The sequence below is a fragment of the Aeromonas sp. EERV15 genome, from assembly GCF_900079845.1.
Taxonomy (GTDB): domain Bacteria; phylum Pseudomonadota; class Gammaproteobacteria; order Enterobacterales; family Aeromonadaceae; genus Aeromonas; species Aeromonas sobria.
Genome location: NZ_FKKY02000020.1, coordinates 84,582 through 104,639 on the forward strand (window position 1 = coordinate 84,582; position 20,058 = coordinate 104,639).

15 protein-coding genes and 1 tRNA gene are annotated in these 20,058 nt (G+C 60.1%); 8 read left to right on the forward strand and 8 right to left on the reverse strand.

Annotated elements, in window-relative coordinates:
• Positions 1-104 precede the first annotated feature (104 nt).
• A complete protein-coding gene (locus tag BN4575_RS16855) occupies positions 105-1,544 on the forward strand; it encodes a RimK family protein (protein WP_068979067.1) in 1,440 nt (479 codons plus the stop codon).
• A gap of 83 nt (positions 1,545-1,627) precedes the next feature.
• Here the strand turns inward: BN4575_RS16855 and BN4575_RS16860 are convergent, their stop codons facing one another.
• Positions 1,628-3,244 (reverse strand): alpha-amylase family protein, encoded by a 1,617-nt coding sequence (locus tag BN4575_RS16860; RefSeq protein WP_068979068.1) that lies wholly within the window; start codon positions 3,242-3,244, stop codon positions 1,628-1,630.
• 109 nt (positions 3,245-3,353) lie between these two features.
• Entirely contained in the window at positions 3,354-5,321 is a 1,968-nt protein-coding gene (locus BN4575_RS16865) for a TonB-dependent copper receptor (protein WP_068979069.1), read from the reverse strand.
• Here BN4575_RS16865 and BN4575_RS21870 point away from each other — a divergent pair.
• A complete protein-coding gene (locus BN4575_RS21870) occupies positions 5,310-5,570 on the forward strand; it encodes a hypothetical protein (protein WP_141689845.1) in 261 nt (86 codons plus the stop codon). The genes BN4575_RS16865 and BN4575_RS21870 overlap by 12 nt on opposite strands.
• Here BN4575_RS21870 and BN4575_RS16870 read toward each other — a convergent pair.
• Positions 5,567-5,824, reverse strand: coding sequence for a DUF2442 domain-containing protein (locus BN4575_RS16870; RefSeq protein ID WP_042023128.1), 258 nt, complete (start codon positions 5,822-5,824; stop codon positions 5,567-5,569). The genes BN4575_RS21870 and BN4575_RS16870 overlap by 4 nt on opposite strands.
• A gap of 259 nt (positions 5,825-6,083) precedes the next feature.
• Here BN4575_RS16870 and BN4575_RS16875 point away from each other — a divergent pair, with 259 nt between their 5' ends.
• Positions 6,084-8,048: an LTA synthase family protein gene (locus tag BN4575_RS16875; protein WP_068979070.1), complete on the forward strand. Its 1,965-nt coding sequence runs from the start codon at positions 6,084-6,086 to the stop codon at positions 8,046-8,048.
• 107 nt (positions 8,049-8,155) lie between these two features.
• Here BN4575_RS16875 and BN4575_RS16880 read toward each other — a convergent pair whose 3' ends face one another.
• Positions 8,156-8,626, reverse strand: a complete 471-nt coding sequence (locus BN4575_RS16880) for an Lrp/AsnC family transcriptional regulator (RefSeq protein WP_042023133.1) — start codon at positions 8,624-8,626, stop codon at positions 8,156-8,158.
• Positions 8,627-8,786: 160 nt separating this feature from the next.
• On the opposite strand from BN4575_RS16880, the gene BN4575_RS16885 reads away from it, so the two are divergent.
• On the forward strand, positions 8,787-9,305 hold the full coding sequence (locus BN4575_RS16885; protein ID WP_068979071.1) for a cyclin-dependent kinase inhibitor 3 family protein: 519 nt from the start codon (positions 8,787-8,789) through the stop codon (positions 9,303-9,305).
• On the opposite strand, the gene metA is transcribed toward BN4575_RS16885, so the two are convergent.
• Positions 9,306-10,253, reverse strand: a complete 948-nt coding sequence (metA, locus tag BN4575_RS16890; RefSeq protein WP_042023141.1) for a homoserine O-acetyltransferase MetA — start codon at positions 10,251-10,253, stop codon at positions 9,306-9,308. It lies immediately after the preceding gene.
• Between the two features lie 144 nt (positions 10,254-10,397).
• Between metA and BN4575_RS16895 the strand changes: the two genes are divergently transcribed.
• From BN4575_RS16895 to yidA, 4 genes are all read left to right on the forward strand, one after another.
• Complete coding sequence (locus BN4575_RS16895) at positions 10,398-11,636, forward strand: HD-GYP domain-containing protein (RefSeq protein ID WP_068979072.1); 1,239 nt, start codon at positions 10,398-10,400, stop codon at positions 11,634-11,636.
• A 53-nt stretch (positions 11,637-11,689) separates the two neighbouring features.
• A complete protein-coding gene (locus BN4575_RS16900; protein WP_068979073.1) occupies positions 11,690-12,838 on the forward strand; it encodes a CinA family nicotinamide mononucleotide deamidase-related protein in 1,149 nt (382 codons plus the stop codon).
• Positions 12,839-13,106: 268 nt separating this feature from the next.
• Positions 13,107-14,774, forward strand: coding sequence for a DUF342 domain-containing protein (locus tag BN4575_RS16905; RefSeq protein WP_083221070.1), 1,668 nt, complete (start codon positions 13,107-13,109; stop codon positions 14,772-14,774).
• A gap of 114 nt (positions 14,775-14,888) precedes the next feature.
• Positions 14,889-15,698, forward strand: a complete 810-nt coding sequence (yidA, locus tag BN4575_RS16910) for a sugar-phosphatase (RefSeq protein WP_068979074.1) — start codon at positions 14,889-14,891, stop codon at positions 15,696-15,698.
• A 106-nt stretch (positions 15,699-15,804) separates the two neighbouring features.
• Here the strand turns inward: yidA and BN4575_RS16915 are convergent, their stop codons facing one another.
• The 3 genes from BN4575_RS16915 to BN4575_RS16925 form a co-directional block, all read right to left on the reverse strand.
• Positions 15,805-18,888 carry a transglycosylase domain-containing protein gene (locus tag BN4575_RS16915; RefSeq protein WP_068979075.1) on the reverse strand — a complete coding sequence of 1,028 codons (3,084 nt, stop codon included), beginning with the start codon at positions 18,886-18,888 and terminating at the stop codon, positions 15,805-15,807.
• 204 nt (positions 18,889-19,092) lie between these two features.
• Positions 19,093-19,410: a PTS system regulator TmaR gene (gene tmaR, locus BN4575_RS16920; RefSeq protein ID WP_042023151.1), complete on the reverse strand. Its 318-nt coding sequence runs from the start codon at positions 19,408-19,410 to the stop codon at positions 19,093-19,095.
• Between the two features lie 402 nt (positions 19,411-19,812).
• Positions 19,813-19,889, reverse strand: a tRNA-Asp gene (locus BN4575_RS16925).
• Positions 19,890-20,058: the final 169 nt, after the last annotated feature.

Sequence of the window (20,058 nt, forward strand, 5' to 3'; positions counted from 1 at the left end):
TGTAACCTCTTGTTTCCCCTCGCGCCATTGTCGTGCTTGTCGGTGCATCGAAGCCCACTGGGGATCCTGCCTGTTCAGGCAGTCTGATCTGTGGAGCCGAAAATATGAGTACCTATGTCATCGTCGAAGAGCTGGGCGACTGGCCTTGCCATGCCGATTATCTGCTGACCGCCCGCACTTACCTGCAACATGGGGTACCGACCACCGGCGGCCGCCCCCGCATTATCAACCTCTGCCGCAATCTGGAACACCTGAGCGCGGGCTACTACTGCTCGCTATTGGCCCAGGCCCGGGGCCACCACTGCCTGCCGGGTCTGCAAGCCATCAGCCGACTGCAACCCCAGCAGCCACCGGCCAAGCTATGGCGCAAGGCGCAAGGGTGGCTGGCCCAGCAGAGCGAGGATCGGATCAGGGTGCGCGCCATCTTCGGCCAGTGTGAACAGAGCGAGCTGGCGGGGCTGGCCCGCTACTACTACGGCCTGAGCCAGCTGCCGTTGCAGGAGCTGACCCTGAAACGCGGCCGCCACGGCTGGTCGGTACGCCAGCAGCAGAGCCTGTCGCCGCTGGAGCTGAGCCAAAGCGAACAGGCCCTGATGCTGCACCACGCTCAGGCACTGGTGGGCACAGGTGACGAGGAGCAGGCGGCGCCGCTCTACCAGCTTGCCATTCTGGTAGACCCCGATGACGGTCGCGCCAGCAGCGATGGCTTGGCGCTGGAGCGGTTTATCCGGGCCGCTGCCGCCCAGGGGATCCGGGCCGAGATCCTGCCCCCCTCCGCCATCGAGCGGCTGCCGGAGTTCGACACCCTCTGGCTGCGTGCCGAAACTGCGGTCGGCCACTACACCTTCGAGTTTGCCCGCCGCGCCGAGCAGCTGAAGATGCCGGTGATCGACAGCTCCCGCGCCATCCTCGCCTGCAGCAACAAGCTCTATCTCTACGAGCTGATGGTACGCAGCGGCGTGCCCATGCCGCCGACCATGGTGGTGACCCGTCGCGGCCGCCACCATGTCGATGAACTGGTGCAGCGACTCGGCCTGCCGCTGATGGTGAAAGTGCCCGATGGCGCGCAGGGGCGCGATCTCGCCCTGGCCAGTGACGAGCAGCAGCTGGCCCGGCTGCTGGACGAGGGGCTGGGCCGCTCCGCCCTGCTGCTGGTGCAGAGCCGGATCCCCGCCGAGTTTGACTGGCGCATCGGCTTTCTCGACGGCTCGCCACTGTTTGCCTGTCGCCGCTACCGGCCCGAGCCCGGCAACCGCATTCGCCGCCGCAAGCACCCCCTCGACATGAGCCGCATCGAAGCGTTGCCGCTCAACGAGGTGCCGGAGCGAGTGCTGCAGACCGCCCGCCGCGCCGTCCATCAGCTCGGCAATGGCCTCTACGGGCTCGACTTGCGCCAACAGGGCCGCGACTGCGTGCTGCTGGAGATCGTCGACAACCCCTGGATCCGCGGTGATATCGAAGACAAGGAGGCGCAGGATCTCTACGAACGGCTGGCCCGCGCCTTCCGCCAGCGGCTGGAAAACCGGGGCCAGACCACCGCATAACCTGCCACGACCTTGTCGTCCACAATGACAGAGAGGGCCCCGCGATGGGGCCCTCTCTCATATCACAGCGTGTTGCCGCTGACCTATTGCAGGTGCAGGAAACGCCCGCTCAAAGGAGGGATCGCCACCGTCACGCTGCTGCCGCCGATGGCCAGACTCTCGCCGCTTTGCAGATCCACCAGTGCGCTGCCGCTGCGCAACTTGCCCGCTGGCAGGTTGTAGCTGAGCGCCGTGGTGGAGAGGTTGAGCAGGTAGACGACTTGCTCCCCCGCCGTCTGCTTGATGTCGCCATAGAGGTTGCCATCGGCCACCAGCTTGACTCGTTCCCCCTGATAGAGAGCAGGGTGAGCAGCGCGCATTGCCAGCAGCTGGGCGAGCCATTCTTTCAGCTCGGCCTGTTCGCTGCCCGGCACAAAGCCGGTGACAGCGGGCACCTTGCCGTCACTGCGAGCCGCGTGGTCATCGCACAAGCCCTGCGCCACGCAGTCACCGCTGACCTTGGCGGCAAAGCCCGGTACCTCGTCGCCAAACTCCTCGCCGTAATAGAGGGTGATGGGGCCGGAGCGGGCCGCAAGGAAGCTGAAGGCCGCCTTGTGGCGCTGCCAGTACTCGGCCGGATTGAAGTGGCCGCGCTCCAGCAGATCGCCAAACCGCACCAGATCGTGGTTGCCCAGCATTAGGTTGGGCATGGCGTGATTCGGGTAGTTCTCCACCTTGTTCCAGCTGGCGTCGAGCACACTGGCCCCCTGCCCGCCCTTGCCGGACTCTTCTACCGCCAGCGCCTGCACGATGCCGTAGCGCAGCGGGAAGTCGAACGCCGAGGCGAGCGCCGGATTGTCGCTGCTGCCGTAAGCCTCGGCACGGATCTCGTCAGCCCCCTTCCACACTTCCCCCACCATATAGCCGAGGGTGCCCCACTGCTGACCGGCGACCTGGCGCGTTGCACTGGCTCGTTCCACTTCGCTGCGAATACCACGCCACTCGTCCAGATTGAGCTGATAGGCCTGATCGAGGCGCCAGCCATCGATGCCGTACTGCTCGACCCAGTAACGGGCCACCTCCTTGAAGTAGGCGAGACTCTCCGGCTTGCTGTAATCCACCAGCTGACCGGGATAACCGGCACCGCCGCCGGTGAGGGCAGGCAGACGCCCCTCTGGCGAGGGCTTGCTCACCCCCACCTTGTTGACGTGGCCAAACACCCCGTCGAGCAAGACATAGAGGCCACGCTGGTGCGCCGCATCCACCAGCTGTTTGAGCTTGGCATTGCTGCCAAAGTTGGGGTCCACGGTAAAGAAGTCGCAGGCGAAGTAGCCAGTGGCATCGAGCTTGTTGTCACCGCCCTGACCGGCGCAGGAGTCGAATACCGGGGTTAGCCAGATGGCGTTGACGTTGAGACTCTTGATGTGGTCGAGGCTGTCGATGATCCCCTGCAGATCGCCGTTGTGGCGGGAGGGGCCATAGCCGACGCCGTAGTTGGCGCTGCCGTCACCATCGACAAAGGACTCCACCATTACCTGATAGATGCGCAGGTTGCAGGCGGGTTGATCGTCGCCGTAGCAGGCACGGTTGCTGACCAGATCGGTACGGTTGGGAGCCGGTGGGATGACTTCACCACCGGAAGAACTGCTGCTGCCACCGCAGGCAGCCAGTAACAGGGCGGCCCCGAGCAGGCCGCCATAGCGCAACGTTCCCTGTTTCATTGTTATGTTCCCGCTGTGAGCACAAGTGTCTGAATGCACCTGCTTTTCGCCATGATAGCGAGCGCTCGCAGAGGGGTCTGTGACTGAAAACGTTACCCGCTCATCTTGCTCAGAGCACGCCGTCGGAAGCGAAGCGGTAGTTGACCGAGAGCCAGTATGAGCGACCCGGCTCGGGGATACGGCCACTCTGCTCATAGCCAAGGCCCGCCTGACTGCTGTGTACCGACTTGGAGAGGTGCTCGTAGTAGAAGGTGTCGAACAGGTTGTCCACCCCGGCCGAGAGCTGCCACCCCTTGGCAAACTGCCAGGCACCGCTCAGGTTCAGGGTGAAGAAGCCCGGGGTCTCCCCCTGATCCTGACCGGCCACCGTGCCGGAACCCACATCCACCCGCTCCTGCGCCGCCACGGCGCGCCCCAGCAGGGTGAAGCTCAGCGCCTCGTCCGGCTGCCAGCCCAACGCCAGCTTGCCATCAAGGGGCGGCATCTGGGCCAGCGGCTTGTTGTCGCTCCGGTTTTCCCCATAGACCACCGCCAGACCGCCATCGAGGCGCCACTGCTCGGCAAACTGCCAGCGCCCCTCCAGCTCGCCGCCCCGGGTCTGGGCATCGATGTTGCGCACCTTGTTCGACTTGCTGTTGTAGAGCAGGTAGTCCTTGATGTCGGCACTAAAGAGGGAGAGGGTCAGATCCAGCTCTCGGCTGCGCAAAGCCAGCCCGGCATCCCACTGGCGGCTGCGCTCCGGGTTGAGGGTGAACGGGGTGCTGTCCTTGCTGCGCTCCCAATAGTCCGGCGCACGCTCTGCCTGCCCCCAGGCCAGATAGCTGGACCAGCGGGGCGACCACTGATACTCGTAGCGGCCAAATCCGCTGTTCAGGGTCAGGGTATCGCTGTAGAGGGTCTGATCACCCGCCCCATAACGGGTGGTCTCGATCCGATCCTGTCGATAACCCCCCTTGTAGCTATGGGCCCCCTGCTGACGGCCCAGCTCGGCGAAGCCACCCTGCTGCTCGAAACGCAGGGTACGCTGGCGATCTTGCGTCGCATAATCAACGCCACCTCGGCTGCGGTGCTGATCCCGGTTGCTGTCGAACCCGGCGGTCAGCAACCAGTCGACTGGCAGGGCGATGTCGTTGGCCCAGCGACCGCCGGTGTTGCGGCGATCCGGGTTGGAGAGCATCTTCATGCCACTGTTTGGCCGCAGACTGAAGTTGTCCATGATGTGGTCGATGTAGTTGTCCCACAGGGTCAGCTCGCTACGCTGCCAGTGAGTGGTGAGCTCCTCCTGCTTGAGCTTCAGCCCGAAGGACTCCCGATCAAACATGGGGCCATCCATGGTGCGGTCCGCATAGGCGGCGCGGGCATTGCTGCGCTCGGCGGTGAGTTCCAGCCAGGAGTGCTCCCCCGGCGTCCAGCCAAGCTGGGCGGTGCCGTTCTCGCGGCGATAAAAAGAGCGCACCTTGTTACCGTGACCATCGCGGTAATCATCGCTGTCGGAGTGGGTGAACTGACCGCGCAGATAGCCATCGGTCGAACCTGCCGTCATATCCACCATCTGGTCATCCCGGCCAAAACTGCCGTAGAGGGCTGAGGCATCGGCCTTGAGACCCGGCGCGGTGAACTCGGGTCTGTCCCGCTCGAACAGCACGGTGCCCGCCAGGGTGGCCCCCTGCTCGAGGGATTGCGGCCCCTTCAGCACCCGGATCCGGTCAAAGGATTGGGGGAAAACATAGGCCGTGGGCGGGTCCATGCGGCCACCACAGCCACCGGCCAGCATGCCGCCATCCATCTGCACGTTGAGGCGGGACATCCCCATCCCCCGCAGCACGGGATCACCACCCAGTCCCCCTTTGCGCACCATGCTCATGCCAGTGACATTCTTCAGATAACCGGCACCATCGGCCGCCGGCATGGGTGAGCCGGGCTTCTTGGGATCCAGTGTCACCTCCAGGGTGCTGGCGGGGCGAGTTGCCACCACCACCATGGGATCCAGCTGTTGCACCGACTCCTGACCGGCAGCGCCGTGACAGGCGAGCCCACCAACCAGCAGGGCAAGGGGTGTGCGCATATGACAAGCCATACATTTTCCTTATGTATTTGTTTGTTTTGTTATTTTCATTCAACCGACCAAACCTTTCAGCAAGGGAAAGGTTTGCCATCAGGCCGCAAAAAAGGCCTGCGGCGCGAAAGCGGCAAGCCTCTGTCAGGTAAATTGAAGGCAAGTTGGCAAAATGTTGCGCAGGTTTTACCCAAGTTGGCTCAGAAAGGCAAACGGGCAAACATTCCAGCAACAGGAATCTGGCGTTGGCTCACAAAAAATGGGGATTAGCTAAAGGCTTCCCGTTCATCGATGGGGGAGATCAGGTGATAAATCTCGTGGGCTGACAAGGTACAGCCGACGGGCCACTCCAATTGGTGGTGACGGTTGATGAAGACCCGGGCGCACTGGCGCTCACTCTCCAGTTTTGCAAACAGCGCCTGACCACGCCAGGGGTTCAGATCCAGCACCCCTGTGATACCGTCCGATAACACCACAAACAGACGCCATCCCTGCACATACTCCACATCGATAAAGACCGGCATCCTCTCGGCTCCGATTGGGATAATTCGCGGTAATTATAAACACCCGCGGCCCCATCCATACACGCCGCAGCTCACATTTCACTCAGCAGATTATTCTGTAATCATTAGCTGCGCGCCATCACACCTTTGATAAGCGATATGTTAATTGCCCCTTTTGGCAAGCTAGAGTGCAACCTTCTCCCCATCTGCCTGTCATAAGGTCACAACAAATAAAAAAACGTCTGTGGACAGACGTTTACAGGCTCTATCAGGAATATTCATGACAAACCTAAAACAGCGACTGGGCCCATTTTGGCCTTTCGCTATCTTCTGTGTGCTCGCCCTGCTCTCTCTCACCTTCAGTCGAATTGCCCTCGGCCTCTGGCAACTGGAACGGGTGGATGCCGTTGCCGGTTGGCAGGAGATGCTGCTGCAAGGGATCCGGGTCGATTTTGCCACCCTCTGCTGGGTCTGGGGTGTCCCCGCCATGTTCACCCTGCTGCTGGCAGGCCCCCACGCCATCGGCCGGGGCTGGCTGCAACTGATGCGAGTGTGGCTGACCGTCGGACTCTGGCTGATGCTGTTCCTCGAGATATCCACCCCCTCGTTTGTCACCGAATATGGCGTGCGTCCCAATCGCCTCTATGTGGAGTACCTCATCTATCCGAAGGAGGTGCTCTCTATGTTGTGGGCGGGCCGCAAGGGCGAGCTGTTGCTGGCGGCGCTCTTCAGTGGCGCCGTACTGGCCGGTGGCTGGTGGCTGAGTGGCCGTCTGGTGCGCGGCCTTAGCTTCCCCAGCTGGTATCTGCGTCCAGCGTTTGCCCTACTTATTCTGGCCATCGGTTTTCTCGGCGCTCGCTCCAGTCTCGGCCATCGTGCCCTGAACCCGGCCATGGTCGCCTTTGCCGATGATCCGCTGATCAACTCACTCACTGTCAACTCCGCCTACTCCCTCTTCTTTGCCATCAAACAGATGGGTGCCGAAGAGGACGCCAGCCAGTTTTACGGCAAGATGTCCGAGGAAAAAGTGCTCGAGATCATGCGCCAGGAGAGTGGCCGTCCGGCCAGTGATTTCAACTCGGATCTGCTGCCCAGCCAGACCTTCAACCAGGCGAGCTTTCAGGGCAAACCAAAGAATCTGGTGATCTTGCTGCAAGAGAGCCTGGGTGCCCAATTTGTCGGTTCCCTCGGCGGCCTGCCGCTCACCCCCAACATCGATGCCCTGTCCCAGCAGGGTTGGGCCTTCGAGCAGCTCTACGCCACCGGCACCCGCTCGGTGCGCGGTATCGAGGCGGTGCTGACCGGCTTCACGCCAACCCCGGCGCAGGCGGTGGTCAAACTCGGCAAGAGCCAGACCAACTTCTTCACCATCGCCGATCTGCTCAAACAGCGAGGTTATGACACCAGTTTTATCTACGGCGGCGAGAGCCACTTCGACAACATGCGCAGCTTCTTCCTCGGCAACGGCTTCACCACCATCGTCGAGCAGAAGGATTTCGACAATCCGGTATTCAAGGGCTCATGGGGCGCCTCTGACGAGGATCTGATGGCCAAAGCCGACGAGACCTTCAAGGCGCTGCATAAGGAGGGCAAACCCTTCTTCAGTCTGGTGTTCAGCTCCAGCAACCACGATCCTTTCGAATTCCCGGACAATCGCATCGAGCTCTTCGAGCAGCCCAAGCAGACCCGCAACAACGCGGCCAAGTATGCGGATTACGCCATCGGCGAGTTCTTCAAGAAGGCGAAACAGTCCGAATACTGGAAGGACACCCTGTTCCTGGTGATCGCCGATCACGACAGCCGGGTCGGCGGCTCCAGTCTGGTGCCCATCCCCCGCTTCCATATTCCGGGGGTCATCGTGGGTGACGGCATAGCGCCGAAGAAGGATCCGCGCATCGTCAGCCAGATCGACATGGCACCGACCCTGCTCTCCCTGATGGGGATCAGTGCCGACCACCCCATGCTGGGCAAGGATCTGACCCGCATGCCCGCCGACTGGCCGGGACGCGCCCTCATGCAGTACGACAAAAACTTCGCCCTGATGCGCGGTAAGGATGTGGTGATCCTGCAACCAGAGCGACCAGCGGAAGGATTTGTCTATAACCAGACCAGTGAAAAATTGACCTCTGCCGCACAACCTGACGCGATGAAAGACGATGCGCTTGGTCTGGTGCTCTGGGGCAGCATGGCCTATCAGCAGGGGCTCTATCAGACCGCGAAGGATCAACGGGTCGCCGCCCAATAAGCGTCCCCTTTCGGATAGCAATGAGGCCAAAAAGGTAACATGTTGAATAGAAAAAACCGCCAGCTGGCGGTTTTTTCTATCTGCTCAACCGAGCGACTCGCTCGCCGTTATGGCTGGGTAAAACAGGGTAGCGAACGGCTGAATCTGTGCTCGAATACCAGTGAGGTTTCGAGGTGTACCACCTCCTCGCGAGAGGTGAAGTGGTCGAACACGAAGTTACGCAGATGCTCGGTATCGGAGACACACAGGTGCACCAGAAAATCATCCTTACCCCCCATGTGGAACAGGCTGATCACTTCGGGCAGCGCCAGAATGGCATCGCGGAAGGCATCGATGATCTGGCGACTATGGCGGGCCAGCTGCAGGGAGACCATGGCCTGAATGTGGCCGCCGAGGGCCTGATAGTCCACTTCGCAGTGCGCCCCCTTGAGCACCCCGTCCTGCTGCAGTTTGCGTACCCGCTCCAGACAGGTGGAGGGAGCAACCCCCACCAGCGCGGCCAGATCCTTGTTGGTCATGCCCGCATCGCGAAACAGATGGGCCAGGATATCCAGGTCCAGTTGATCCAGATTTCTCATCTTAACTCCTTGAACCACACAATTTTTTTAAACTCTGCCCGTAAACCGGACCGAACACAACGCAGATTGACATCGCGACCACGCGCCCTATCCTTTGTCACACTCAGCATCCGGGCCTGGCCCGTTTCGTCTTGCCCCTACCTGCCTCATAAGGACTTTTATGTACTCGTCTCATCCCTTCTGGAGCCAGGAAGTCCCCCGTGTCGATGGCCAACTGCTGCTGACCCCCTGCCCCGGCACCCAGCAGGTGCCGTTGACCCTGGCGCTCGATCAACTGAGGTTTGCCGGTGCCCACGGCGTGGTGACCTTGATGACGACTGCCGAGTTGGCCCGACTCGAACTGGAACAACTCGGTCAGCAGGTCGAGCGCGAAGGGATGCGCTGGTTCCATCTGCCCATCGAGGATGACCAGGCCCCCGATAGCGCCTTTGATCTGACCTGGCAGCAAGCACTGCCTGCAATGCGCGAGCTGCTTGGGGATGGCAAGCATCTGGTCATCCACTGCAAAGGGGGCAGTGGCCGCACCGGCCTGGTCGCCGCCGCGCTGCTGATGACCCTCGGCCAGCCACAAGCAGAAGCCATGGCCGCCATCAAGGCCCACAGACCCAAAGCATTCAACCTGGCCGTGCACCGCCAGTGGCTCGACCAGCTGGCCAAGCGGCTGGAGCAGGGCGGCTGACTACTTGCCGCCCTGACCGTAGGTGAAGACCTTGCCGATATCCTCCACCCGATAACTGGTGAGCTGATAGACGTAGTAGTTGAGCCAGTTGGCAAACAGCAGGTGACCATGGCTGCGCCAGCTGGCGCGCGGGGTGTTGCCCGGATCGTTATTCGGGTAGTAGTTGACCGGAATGGCCGGGTCGAGCCCTGCCGCCAGATCCCGCTGATACTCCCCATCCAGGGTCAGGGTGTCGTATTCAGGATGACCGGTGACGAACACCTGACGACAATCCTTGGTCGCCGCCAGATAGACCCCCGCCTCTGCTGACTCGGCAAAAATCTGCAGGTCAGTATGGGCGCGGATCAGATCGCCATCGAACGCCGCATAGCGGGAGTGGGGGGCGACAAACTCGTCATCGAAACCGCGCAGCAGCGGCTCGTGCTCATCGAGGCGATGATGGCGGTAAACCCCGGAGAGCTTCTCGCCGTGGGTCTGCTTCTCCATGCCATAGAGCGCCTTGAGTGCCGCCTGCACCGCCCAGCAGAGGAACAAGGTGGAGGTGACATGCTGATGGGACCACTCGATGATCTCGACGATGCGCGGCCAGTAGACCACCTCCTCGAACTCCACCAGCCCGAGCGGCGCCCCTGTGATGATCATGCCGTCGTAGTTATTGCCACGCACCTGCTCGAAGTCGTGATAGAAGTTCTCCAGATGGGCCTGCGGCGTATTCTTCGACTCCCGATCGTCGATGCGCAGCAGATCCACATCCACCTGCAACGGCGAGTTGGAGAGCATCCGCATCAGCTGGATCTCGGTCTCAATCTTCTTTGGCATCAGGTTGAGGATCAACACCCGCAGCGGGCGGATGTTCTGGGTGACGGCCCGGGATTCCGTCATCACGAAGATGTTCTCCTGCCCCAGCACTTCGGCGGCGGGTAACTGATCCGGGATTTTGATCGGCATGCTTACTCCCTGTACTGCATCGGTAAAAGTGTCTGGACATCCAGAAGCCTATAATAAAGCCCCCAGCCTGTCATCAGATACCTTTTGTATTCATCTCCGCCTTTGACTAGCATACGGCTCAGTGTGCCTCCTGCTTCCAAGATAATGACTGGTATCAAGATTTCCGTAGATCGACTGCAAGTCGGCAACTTTGTATCCCTGCCACTGGGGTGGCGCGAACACCCGTTCCTGTTTTCCAGCTTCAAGATCAAAAGTGAAGAAGAGATCGAACTGATCCGCCGTCTCGGCCTGAAACTGGTCACCATCATTCCCGACAAGAGCGATGCGCCCCCCAAGCCTCTCAGCCAGGTGCAACCGCAACCGGCCGAAACGTCAGATACTGCGCAACGCCAGGCGCAGATGCAGCAGGAGAAAGATCGCCGCATCGAGCAACTGCAGCAATATCGTCGCGACTTGCAGCAGTGCGAGAAACAGTTCCAGCAGTCGCTGGCACAGGTGCGCAACGTGATGAGCAAGCTCCAGTCCCGCCCCCTCAACGCCATTGGCGAGGCGCAGGAGCTGATCAACGCCATGACCGAGCAACTGCTCGCCGTGGATGAGATGGTGCTTCATCTGGTCTCCGACAGCGATGATAACAACAACCTCTACTTCCACTCCCTCAATGTCAGCGTGCTCTGCATGCTGCTGGCCAAGGAGTGCGGCATGTCGGCCGACCAGATCCGCCAGATTGGCATGGGGGCGCTGTTCCACGACATCGGCAAGCTGAAGATCCCGAGCCAGATCCTGCGCAAAACCGAGCCCCTCACCAAGCCGGAACAGAACCTGATGGCCCAGCACCCGCGCTACGGTCTGGATCTGCTCAATCTGGCCAAGGATTTCCCGGCCGAGGCGAAGGGGATTGTGCTGCATCACCACGAATACCTGGATGGCAGCGGCCCGGAAGGGCTCAAGGGGGGGCAACTCGATCCGCTGACCCAGATGGTGTCGCTGATCAACGAGTACGATAACCTCTGCCACATGCAGGCCAAGGTGCCCTACTCGGCCCTGAGCGGCCTCTACAAGCAGCGCAAGGCCCAGTTCAATCCGGAGTACCTCAGCATGCTGATCCGGCTGATGGGGATCTACCCCCCCGGCAGCGTGGTGCAGTTATCCAACGGCCAGGTGGGGCTGGTGATGTCGGTCAACGCCTCCCGCCTGCTCTACCCTTCGGTGCTGGTCTACGATCCGCGTATCCCCCGTCAGGAGGCCGCCATCATTGACCTGCAACAGGTCGAACTGTCGATCGCCAAGGTGATCCACCCCAAACGGCTGCCACCTGCCGTGTTCGAGTACCTCAATCCACGCACCCGGATCAGCTACTACTTCGAGCAAGCCAAATCCTGATTGCCCTGGCCCGAGGCCAACCGTTGTCACCCGTTTAACCCAAGGAGCCCGCCATGCGTATCGAGATCATCAGTACCGGAGACGAAATAGTGACGGGGCTGGTGGTGGATACCAACGCGGCCTGGCTCAGCGCCCTGCTGCTGGAACAGGGGTGGCAGGTGCGCCGCCGTCTGACGGTGGGGGACAACCTCGCCGACCTGAAAGCCGTGCTGCAAGAGAGTGCCAGCCGCGCCGAGGTGGTGCTGGTGTGCGGCGGGCTCGGCCCCACCGCCGACGACCTCACCGCTCAGGCCGCAGCCGAAGCCTTCGAGCAACCGCTCACCCTCTTCCCCGACTGGCTCGCCACCATCACAGCCCGCTACGCCAGCCGTGGCCGCCCCATGGCACAAAGCAACGCCAAACAGGCCTGGTTGCCGCAGGGGTGCGAGATCCTCGACAACCCGGTCGGCACCGCCTGCGGCTTTGTGGTGCAAAGTGGCCAGAGCCAGCTCTTCTTCACCCCGGGCGTACCGTTCGAATTCAAGCAGATGGTGCGCGAGCAGATCTTGCCGCGCCTTAAACAGCTAGCCGGGGCACAAATCGACACCGAGTTGCGCCGCTTTTACACCTTCGGTGTCTCGGAATCAGCGCTCTCCGACATGCTGGATGCCGCCCCCTGGCCCACTGGCATTGAGCTAGGTTACCGCTCCGCCATGCCCCTTATCGAGCTGAAGCTGATCGGCCACGGCGCCAGCGCCGTTGACATGGAGAGCGCCGAAAGCCGGCTGCTGAACACGATCCGCCCCTGGCTAGTCGGCAGCGGGGATACCGAACCGGCGCAGCAGATCCTCGCGCTGCTGCAAGGCAGGCCGCTAGCTCTACTGGAGGGGGAGAGTGGCGGCGCGCTGCTGGCGCTTTGTCACGGCTATCCCCGGCTGGAGGCCCGCTTCAGCGCGCACCTGGCCGATGAGCTGGCGCAGCTGCCGACTGCCGATACGGGCCTGCTGCTGACCATAGGACGGGAGGGATCAGAGGGTGTGCCACTGCTGCTCTGCGCCGATGGCAAACAGATAGGCCAGACGGTCAAGGTCAGCCATCCCGACCCGGAGAGCCGCCGCAAGATCCTCGCCTTTGCCGCGCTCGACATGTTGCGCCGCCATCTGCTGGGGGAGCCGGTACTCGGCGATTACCTGACCCTGACCAGAACGGCCCAGCGCGACTGATCACCACAGGCTCTGCCAGCGATACCCGTGTCGCTGGCAGAGATCCCCTGCCGCGATCCGGCGCACCATTTCCCACCATTTCCGAACAGCTCCCACATTTATCCGGCCGTCATCACCGATTTGACCTCAATCCATTGACCATTCAGCAGAAATATCTGAATACTGCCCACTCTCAAAGTCTGCGATTCGCTTTATCCATCATTGAGAGATTAAATGACAGTAGAGGGACGAAACCATCGCCCCTCCCTTCACCCGGCAAGGAGATACGGTGTTAAGCAAAGAGTGGCTGCTGCTATCAAGCGATATGGACCTGGTTTGCCTGCGGATTGCAGCTGGTCTCTCCAAGCCGGTCACGGAACAGGATATTCAGGCTCTGCTGCTCGCCTCCAACTGTCGCCGCTATCAGCCACTGCCAGAGGGGATCAAGCAGGCCATCAGCCTGCTCAATACCCTGCTCAGCAACCCCGCCGCCCCCGTACCCGCCAACCCGGTTCCCATCGCCAAACGGCAAGATGCCAGAGTCACCATCGTGGTGGAAAAAGATCGAATGAGCGCCAGCGCCCAGATCACCGCTGACTGGGGTGGCAAGTATCTATCTATCGAACAGTTGAAGGAGGCTATCTCCCTCAGTGAAATCAAGCAGGGAGTGAGCGAGCCTCTGCTCACCACCGCCATCCAGTCGGCCAAGGAGGCCACCCCCGGCAGTCAGCTCAAACTGGTCATCGCCCGCGGCCAGCCTGCCGTCAATGGTCAGGACACCCGCTATGAACGGCTGGTGGAGACCCCTGCCGAGCGGATCCTCAAACCCAGGGAGCTGGATCATGACCGGGTCGATCTGCGGGATCTCGGCTCCATCGTCACCGTCAAGGCGGGCGCCCGGCTGATGCGCCGTCACCCAGCCACGGTCGGGGTGCCCGGCTTTACCGTGACTGGTCAGGATCTGCCAGCCAAGAACGGCAAAGACAGTCCGATGAGTGCAGGGGATGGCACTTGCTTCTCCCCTGACGATCCCGATCTGCTGGTTGCCAGCCGCGCCGGGCTGCCCTGTCAGGAGAAGTCCGGCATGAAGGTAGACGAGGTGCTCAGCGTCAAACGGGTTGATGCACGCCATGGCCATATCACCTTTGAAGGGGGCTTGATCGTCAATGACGATGTCAATCCGGGCATGAAGATCTCGGTCAGCGGCGACATCGTCATCGGCGGCTTTATCGAAGGGGGCTGGATCGAGGCGGGGGGCACCATCACGGTGCGCCACGGCATCATAGGCAGGCGCAACGAGCAGGGGGAGTACCTCTGCCAGCTCAATGCCCAAGGAGAGATCCACGCCAGCTACGCCCAGTATGCCCAGCTGGAGGCAGGAGGCGATATCCAGATCCAGAGCCAGCTCAGCCACTGTTACAGCCGCAGTGGACAGGATATCAAGGTGGGTGACGGCGGGATGCGTAAAGGCAACCTGCTGGGGGGCACCAGCATTGCCAATCGTCTAATCATCTCGCCGGTGCTGGGGGCCTCTGCCGGTAATCAGACCAAGCTGCAGATCCTCGGCGGTTACTTCACCCACAAGGAGCAGGAACATCAACTCAAGCAGCAGCAACAGGCGTGTCTGGATCAGCTGGAAAAGATCAAGGAGCTGGTGATGCGACTGGTGCAACTGCCCAGCGACAAACGCAATCCGGATACCTTGCGCAAACTGAAGCCCATCCGTGAACGCCATCAACTCGAGCTGCGCCAGCTGGAGGAACAACTGGCCGCCAACCATGAAGAGCTGCAGAAACTGATGGCCGAGATGGACATCATCGCAACCCAGCACCTCTTTCCCGGGATCGAGGTGGAGATGGCTCACCACCACAACCGGGTCGATATCGAACACGGCCCGATCCACTTCTGCATCCGCGAAGATCAGCTGCTGATGAACCCTTATGAGGGGCACAAATAGGTCAACCGGCGCAGATCCACCGCTGAACCAGTCGTGATCCCGCCGCCGATTTTCGCTACACTCGCCACTTCCTTGGCCCCACCGGGCGGGCCACCCAGACTCAGGTAGTGAGAGATGTACAAGCTGATCGCATTGGATATGGATGGCACCCTGCTCAACCCGCAGGGCCAGATTACTCCCCGCACCCACGCCGCCATCAGCGCCGCGCGCGCCAAAGGGGTAACCGTGGTGCTGGCCTCCGGCCGCCCGCTGGAAGGGATGAGCCGCTATCTCGAAGAGCTCGGCCTCACCACCGAGCATGACTACGTCATCTGCTACAACGGCGCCCTGGTGCAACAGGTGGCCGATCAGCGCATCATCCGCAGCCAGCTGCTGAGCGGCAGTGACGCCAGCGCCATCGCCAAACTGGCCGCCGAGCTGGAAGTGAACATTCACGGTTTCTCGGTTACCCGTGGCCTGATCAGTCCCCGTGTCAGCACCTACACAGAACATGAATCGCGCCTTATCGGCATGCCGATCAATCTGATCGACTTCGCCACCCTGGCTGCCGACGAGCAGATCATGAAGGTGATGATGATCGACGAACCGCCCCAGCTCTCCCGCGCTATCGAGCGACTGCCAGCAGAGCTCTATGAGCGCTATACCGTGGTACAGAGCGCCCCCTTCTTCCTCGAGTTCATGAACAAGCAGAGCAACAAGGGAACCGGCGTTGCGGCACTGGCCGAGCACCTTGGCCTGACCCCTGAGCAGGTGATCACCGTTGGGGATGCTGGCAACGACCGCCACATGATCGAGTACGCTGGTCTCGGGGTTGCGATGGGCAATGCCACTGACGAGATCAAAGGAGTGGCCCAGCACATCACTGCCCGCAATGATGAAGATGGTGTGGCTCAGGTAATCGAGCAGTTCGTACTGAACGTCTGATCGCATCGGGCGCCGCCGCTGCGCCCGATGAGGAAAAGAAAACGGGGAGGCTGTCAGCCTCCCCGTTTGTTATCTGCCTGGTTGTGTTATCTGCAATCCGTTCGTATCACTGATTCGCCAGACACTGGGTATGGGAGCCAGGTTGCAGGTAGGGCATCAGCAAGGGGGCCATCCCCTTGAGCACCTGCACCGGCAGCGCCGAGGTGAAGCGGAACTTGTCAGACTGGCTGCCCGGCACATAGGCGGTCAGGGTGCCGAAGTGATCTTCACCGATGAAAAAGACAAAGGTCGCGGTACGGTTGCGCGCCAGTGAACTGGTCACATTGCCATAACGGCCTACCGTCTCGATCCGGTTATCACCGGTCCCTGTCTTGCCACCCATCTGCAGCACAGTGCCGTCAGGCAATGCAAAAGCACCGGCGATACGTCTTGCCGTTCCCCCTTCCACCACTTTGGAGAGGGCACTGCGCAGCGCGGCAGCAACCTCTGCAGGCATCACCCGGGTTCCCTCGGCATGCAAGGGTTCAAACGCAGTCTCGAACGGTGTCCCCTTGGCGAACGAGAGGTGCTCGATACGCAGGGTCGGCGTACGGATACCGCCATTCTGGATAATCCCCATCAACTCGGCCAACGCAGCTGGGCGATCACCTGAGCTGCCCAAGGCGGTCGCCAGTGACGGCACCAGATGGTCAAACGGATAACCCAGCTTGGCCCAACGCTGGTGAATATCGAGGAAGGCCTCGACCTCCAGCATGGTGCGGATCCGGCTGTCGCGGGCGCTGCGATGACGGGTCTTGAACAGCCAGCTGTAGACCTCTTGCCGCTCGTCACGGCTGGCCGCAACCGCGTCGGCAAAGGTCGCCTTGTCGAACTCCTTGAGATAGGCCAGCAGCCACAGTTCCAGCGGGTGCACCCGGGCAATGTAGCCCTGATCCGGCAGTGAATACTTGCCCGGGCCATAGCTGACATAAAGCTGATTGATCCGCTTCGCGCTCAGCTTATCCCGCGGCAACCGTTCAGCCAGGAAGGCAGCAAAAGCCGCTTCGTCAGCTTCCGGCATCAGGTAGCGGTGAACCGCTGCCAGACGCACCGCGCTCGGCTTGAGACCATCGAGGAAGGTATCAAGCTGCTCCTCGGGGGTCTTACCTTGATACTTACGCCAGAAGCGCAGCAGATAGGTTTGCCCCTCTTTATCGGCAAATTTGGCCAGATACTCCTGACGACGGGGATCCTTGTCATCCTTGAGCAACTGGGCGCGATTGCCCTCTTTATAGAGGCTGTAGCGCACGATATCGCGCATCAACCGGACAAATGGCAGGTTGATGGACTCGCGCAGCGCATCGCGGATGGCGGGAATACGCCCGTTATCCTCGCGGCGGAAGTTATTGAAGGTATGCATGCCACCGCCGGTAAAGAAGCCTTCATTAGGGCTGGCGGAGTATGTGCGATCCAGCGCCGCCTCCAGCATCACCGGCAAGCTCTTGTCTTTGGCGCTCATCAGATAGGAGATAGCCCAGCGACTGAGATTATCCTGAGAGACCGACGCCAGTTTGCGCAAGCTCTCCGCTGGCATCTTGGCATAGTGATCGTGCAGTTCAGCCACAATCTCCAGATAGGTGGTCAGCACCCGTAACTTGGCGGTGGAGCCCAGTTCCAGCTTGGATCCTTCGTTGATATCGAACGGCTGGTCGGTGTTATCGGTCTGTACCCGCACCTTGAACCCTTCCGGTGACTTCTCGAACAGCGTGAAGCTATAGCGCACATCACCGGTCTTCTCGGGGGAGAGCAAGCGCTCACCAAACAACCCGACTTGCGCTGCAACAGCAGGGTCGGCCAGTTGTTGCAGATAACGAGAGACTTCGTTCTGCAACGGCATGTTGAGGCTGGTATCTGCAGTCAGATCCATCCGATCGAGATCATAGAGCTGCACCCCGAGCTGGCGGCTCAGGCGAGTACGGGCAACCTGCAACCCCTTGTTATTATTCACCCGGGTGATAGCGGGGGACTTCAAGAAATCACGGAAGCTAATCTTGGCTTTGAGGGCGGCCTCCATCAACGGCGGCGTGATCATCCCCTCCTGTACAAACAGGCGCAGGTAGCTGTCAGTCAGATCTGCGAGGGACGCGCGACCCTGAGCCAGATAGTAGGAGGGACGACGATGGGCAATCATCAGGGAGACCACCTGACGCAGGGCAAGCCCCTGCTCGGCCAGTGGCGCGTTCTGGTTACGGGCGGGATCAAGCAGACGGTTCACATCATCGACATTGGCGCCAAACCATACCCAGAGACCATCTCCCAGACCATGTACCTCGCCATATCCCGGCGCAGCCGAGAGCGGCACCGAGTTGAGGTAGGCCCAGGCAACCAGCTTGCGCGCCTCCAGCGTTTCAGGCCCGAGACGATAGGCCCGCACACTGGCAGAGGCCATCTGACGGATCTTCTCGGTTGGCGACAGAGTCAGACCATCGGGCGAGTGGCGATACTTCTCCACCTGGGTTGCCAAAGTACTGCCACCGGCAGATTGATCCTGCATATCCAGCGCCTTGCCGACCTGCGAGAGTGCTGCTTTGGCGAACCGGGGCCAGTCGACAGCCGGGTTGGCCAGTGGCTCCTCGTTGCTCAGCAATTCCCGGTTCTCGATAAACAGCAACGACTGGATCACCAGCGGCGGAATAGAGGCAAAGTCAGGATAATGATGGGTCGGGTATTTGAACTGGTAGAAAGGTTCCGCGCGGCAATCGTGGAGCGTCAGTCCGGCCTGAACCTTTTCGGTATAAGGTACAAAGAAACCGCGAGTAGCGTAGTCATAGAGGGCATCAGAGAAATGTACCTGCCTGCTAACCTCATAACCCCGCTGCAGCAAACGCTCCTGCATCATTGGCAGTTGCACATAGCCGAGCCGCTTGTCGAACGGGCCATCACCGGGAAAAGCGATCTGCTTGCTCTGACCTGGCTCGACCTGATAGGTCAGTTTGGCGGCATAGCGGGATATCTCTTGAGACTGTAGCGTTGAGGTTTTCATCTCATAGCCCACCAGGAAGATCACCACCCCCAGGCACGCTAAAAAGAGAAAACAAAACAACCAACGCCACCAAGAACGACGCTTAAGTTTAGGGTTCCCGTCCTTGGTCTGGACAGATGAATCTTGAGATGCCACTTGTGTCAAATCCGTCTGTTCTGATGCGCCCATATCAGCCCCACCATGGTTGCGCAATTTATTGTGTTTAAAGCTTAGTCTTTTCAAGTCAATGGCTTGAAACTATTGACCGCTTTGTAGTGATGGTAACAGGGCGACTCTAAAAAGGGGAGCCGATTGTTGCAGCAGTGGCAGAGATCCGAGCTGATAACAAAACACCGGCCAGTGGCCGGTGTTTCTTAAGCGAAAGCTGAACGCTTATTTGTGAGAGCTCATGCCCTTCAGCTTGGTGCTCAGCTCTTTGCGCTCTTTGGAGAGCTCGGCATTCTTGATGATGTGATCATCAACCCGCTCTTCATAGTCGGTACGCATGTTGGCGATGATAGCCTGAACATCATCAATGCTCATGCCTGGCTTGATGTAATCGCTCAGGTTGTCGAGCAGCAGCACACGCTTCTGGTTGTCACGGATCTTCTTCTCATTGTCCGTAATTTCACGCTTGAGTTTGTTCTGACGACGGGACATTCGCACATATTCCAGTACATCACTGAAAGTAGATTTGTTTACTTGTTCCATATCGATACCACTGGCTTAAGGTTGATAAAAACGGGCCAAGTTACACCTTTATCCCAGCGAACACCGAGCAGGGAAGGCAAACTCAAGATGCCCTTACTCTACCGAGTTATAAGCGAGATACAACCCTAATCACGCCCCCTCCGCGACGTTTGGCCAAAAGTACACCACCAGAATCGTTCATTAAGCAACCAACAATCCGCTGGTATAGCTATAAAAAGAACGAACTGCAAACGTTACAATGAAAATAGCAAGATTGACGGTACGAAAATCAATCACACCAGCGGCTAGAAACAACAAAGCCCAATCGCAAGAGTGAGCTTTTGTGTGCAAACATGGGCTTCAATGGACAAAAACTGCCCATAGCAAAAAGGCCTTCCCATTCGGGAAGGCCTTTTAAATTAGTGGCGGAGCGGACGGGACTCGAACCCGCGACCCCCGGCGTGACAGGCCGGTATTCTAACCAACTGAACTACCGCTCCGCTATTTGGTTAGCTTTTCGCTAAATCTTTTGCCGCTTATCAGAGGTGTCATCCTCGCAGCCGGTTATATGATTTCTCACATCACCGTTTAATTGGGTGCCTGGCAGTGTCCTACTCTCGCATGGCGAATGCCACACTACCATCGGCGCTACCGCGTTTCACTTCTGAG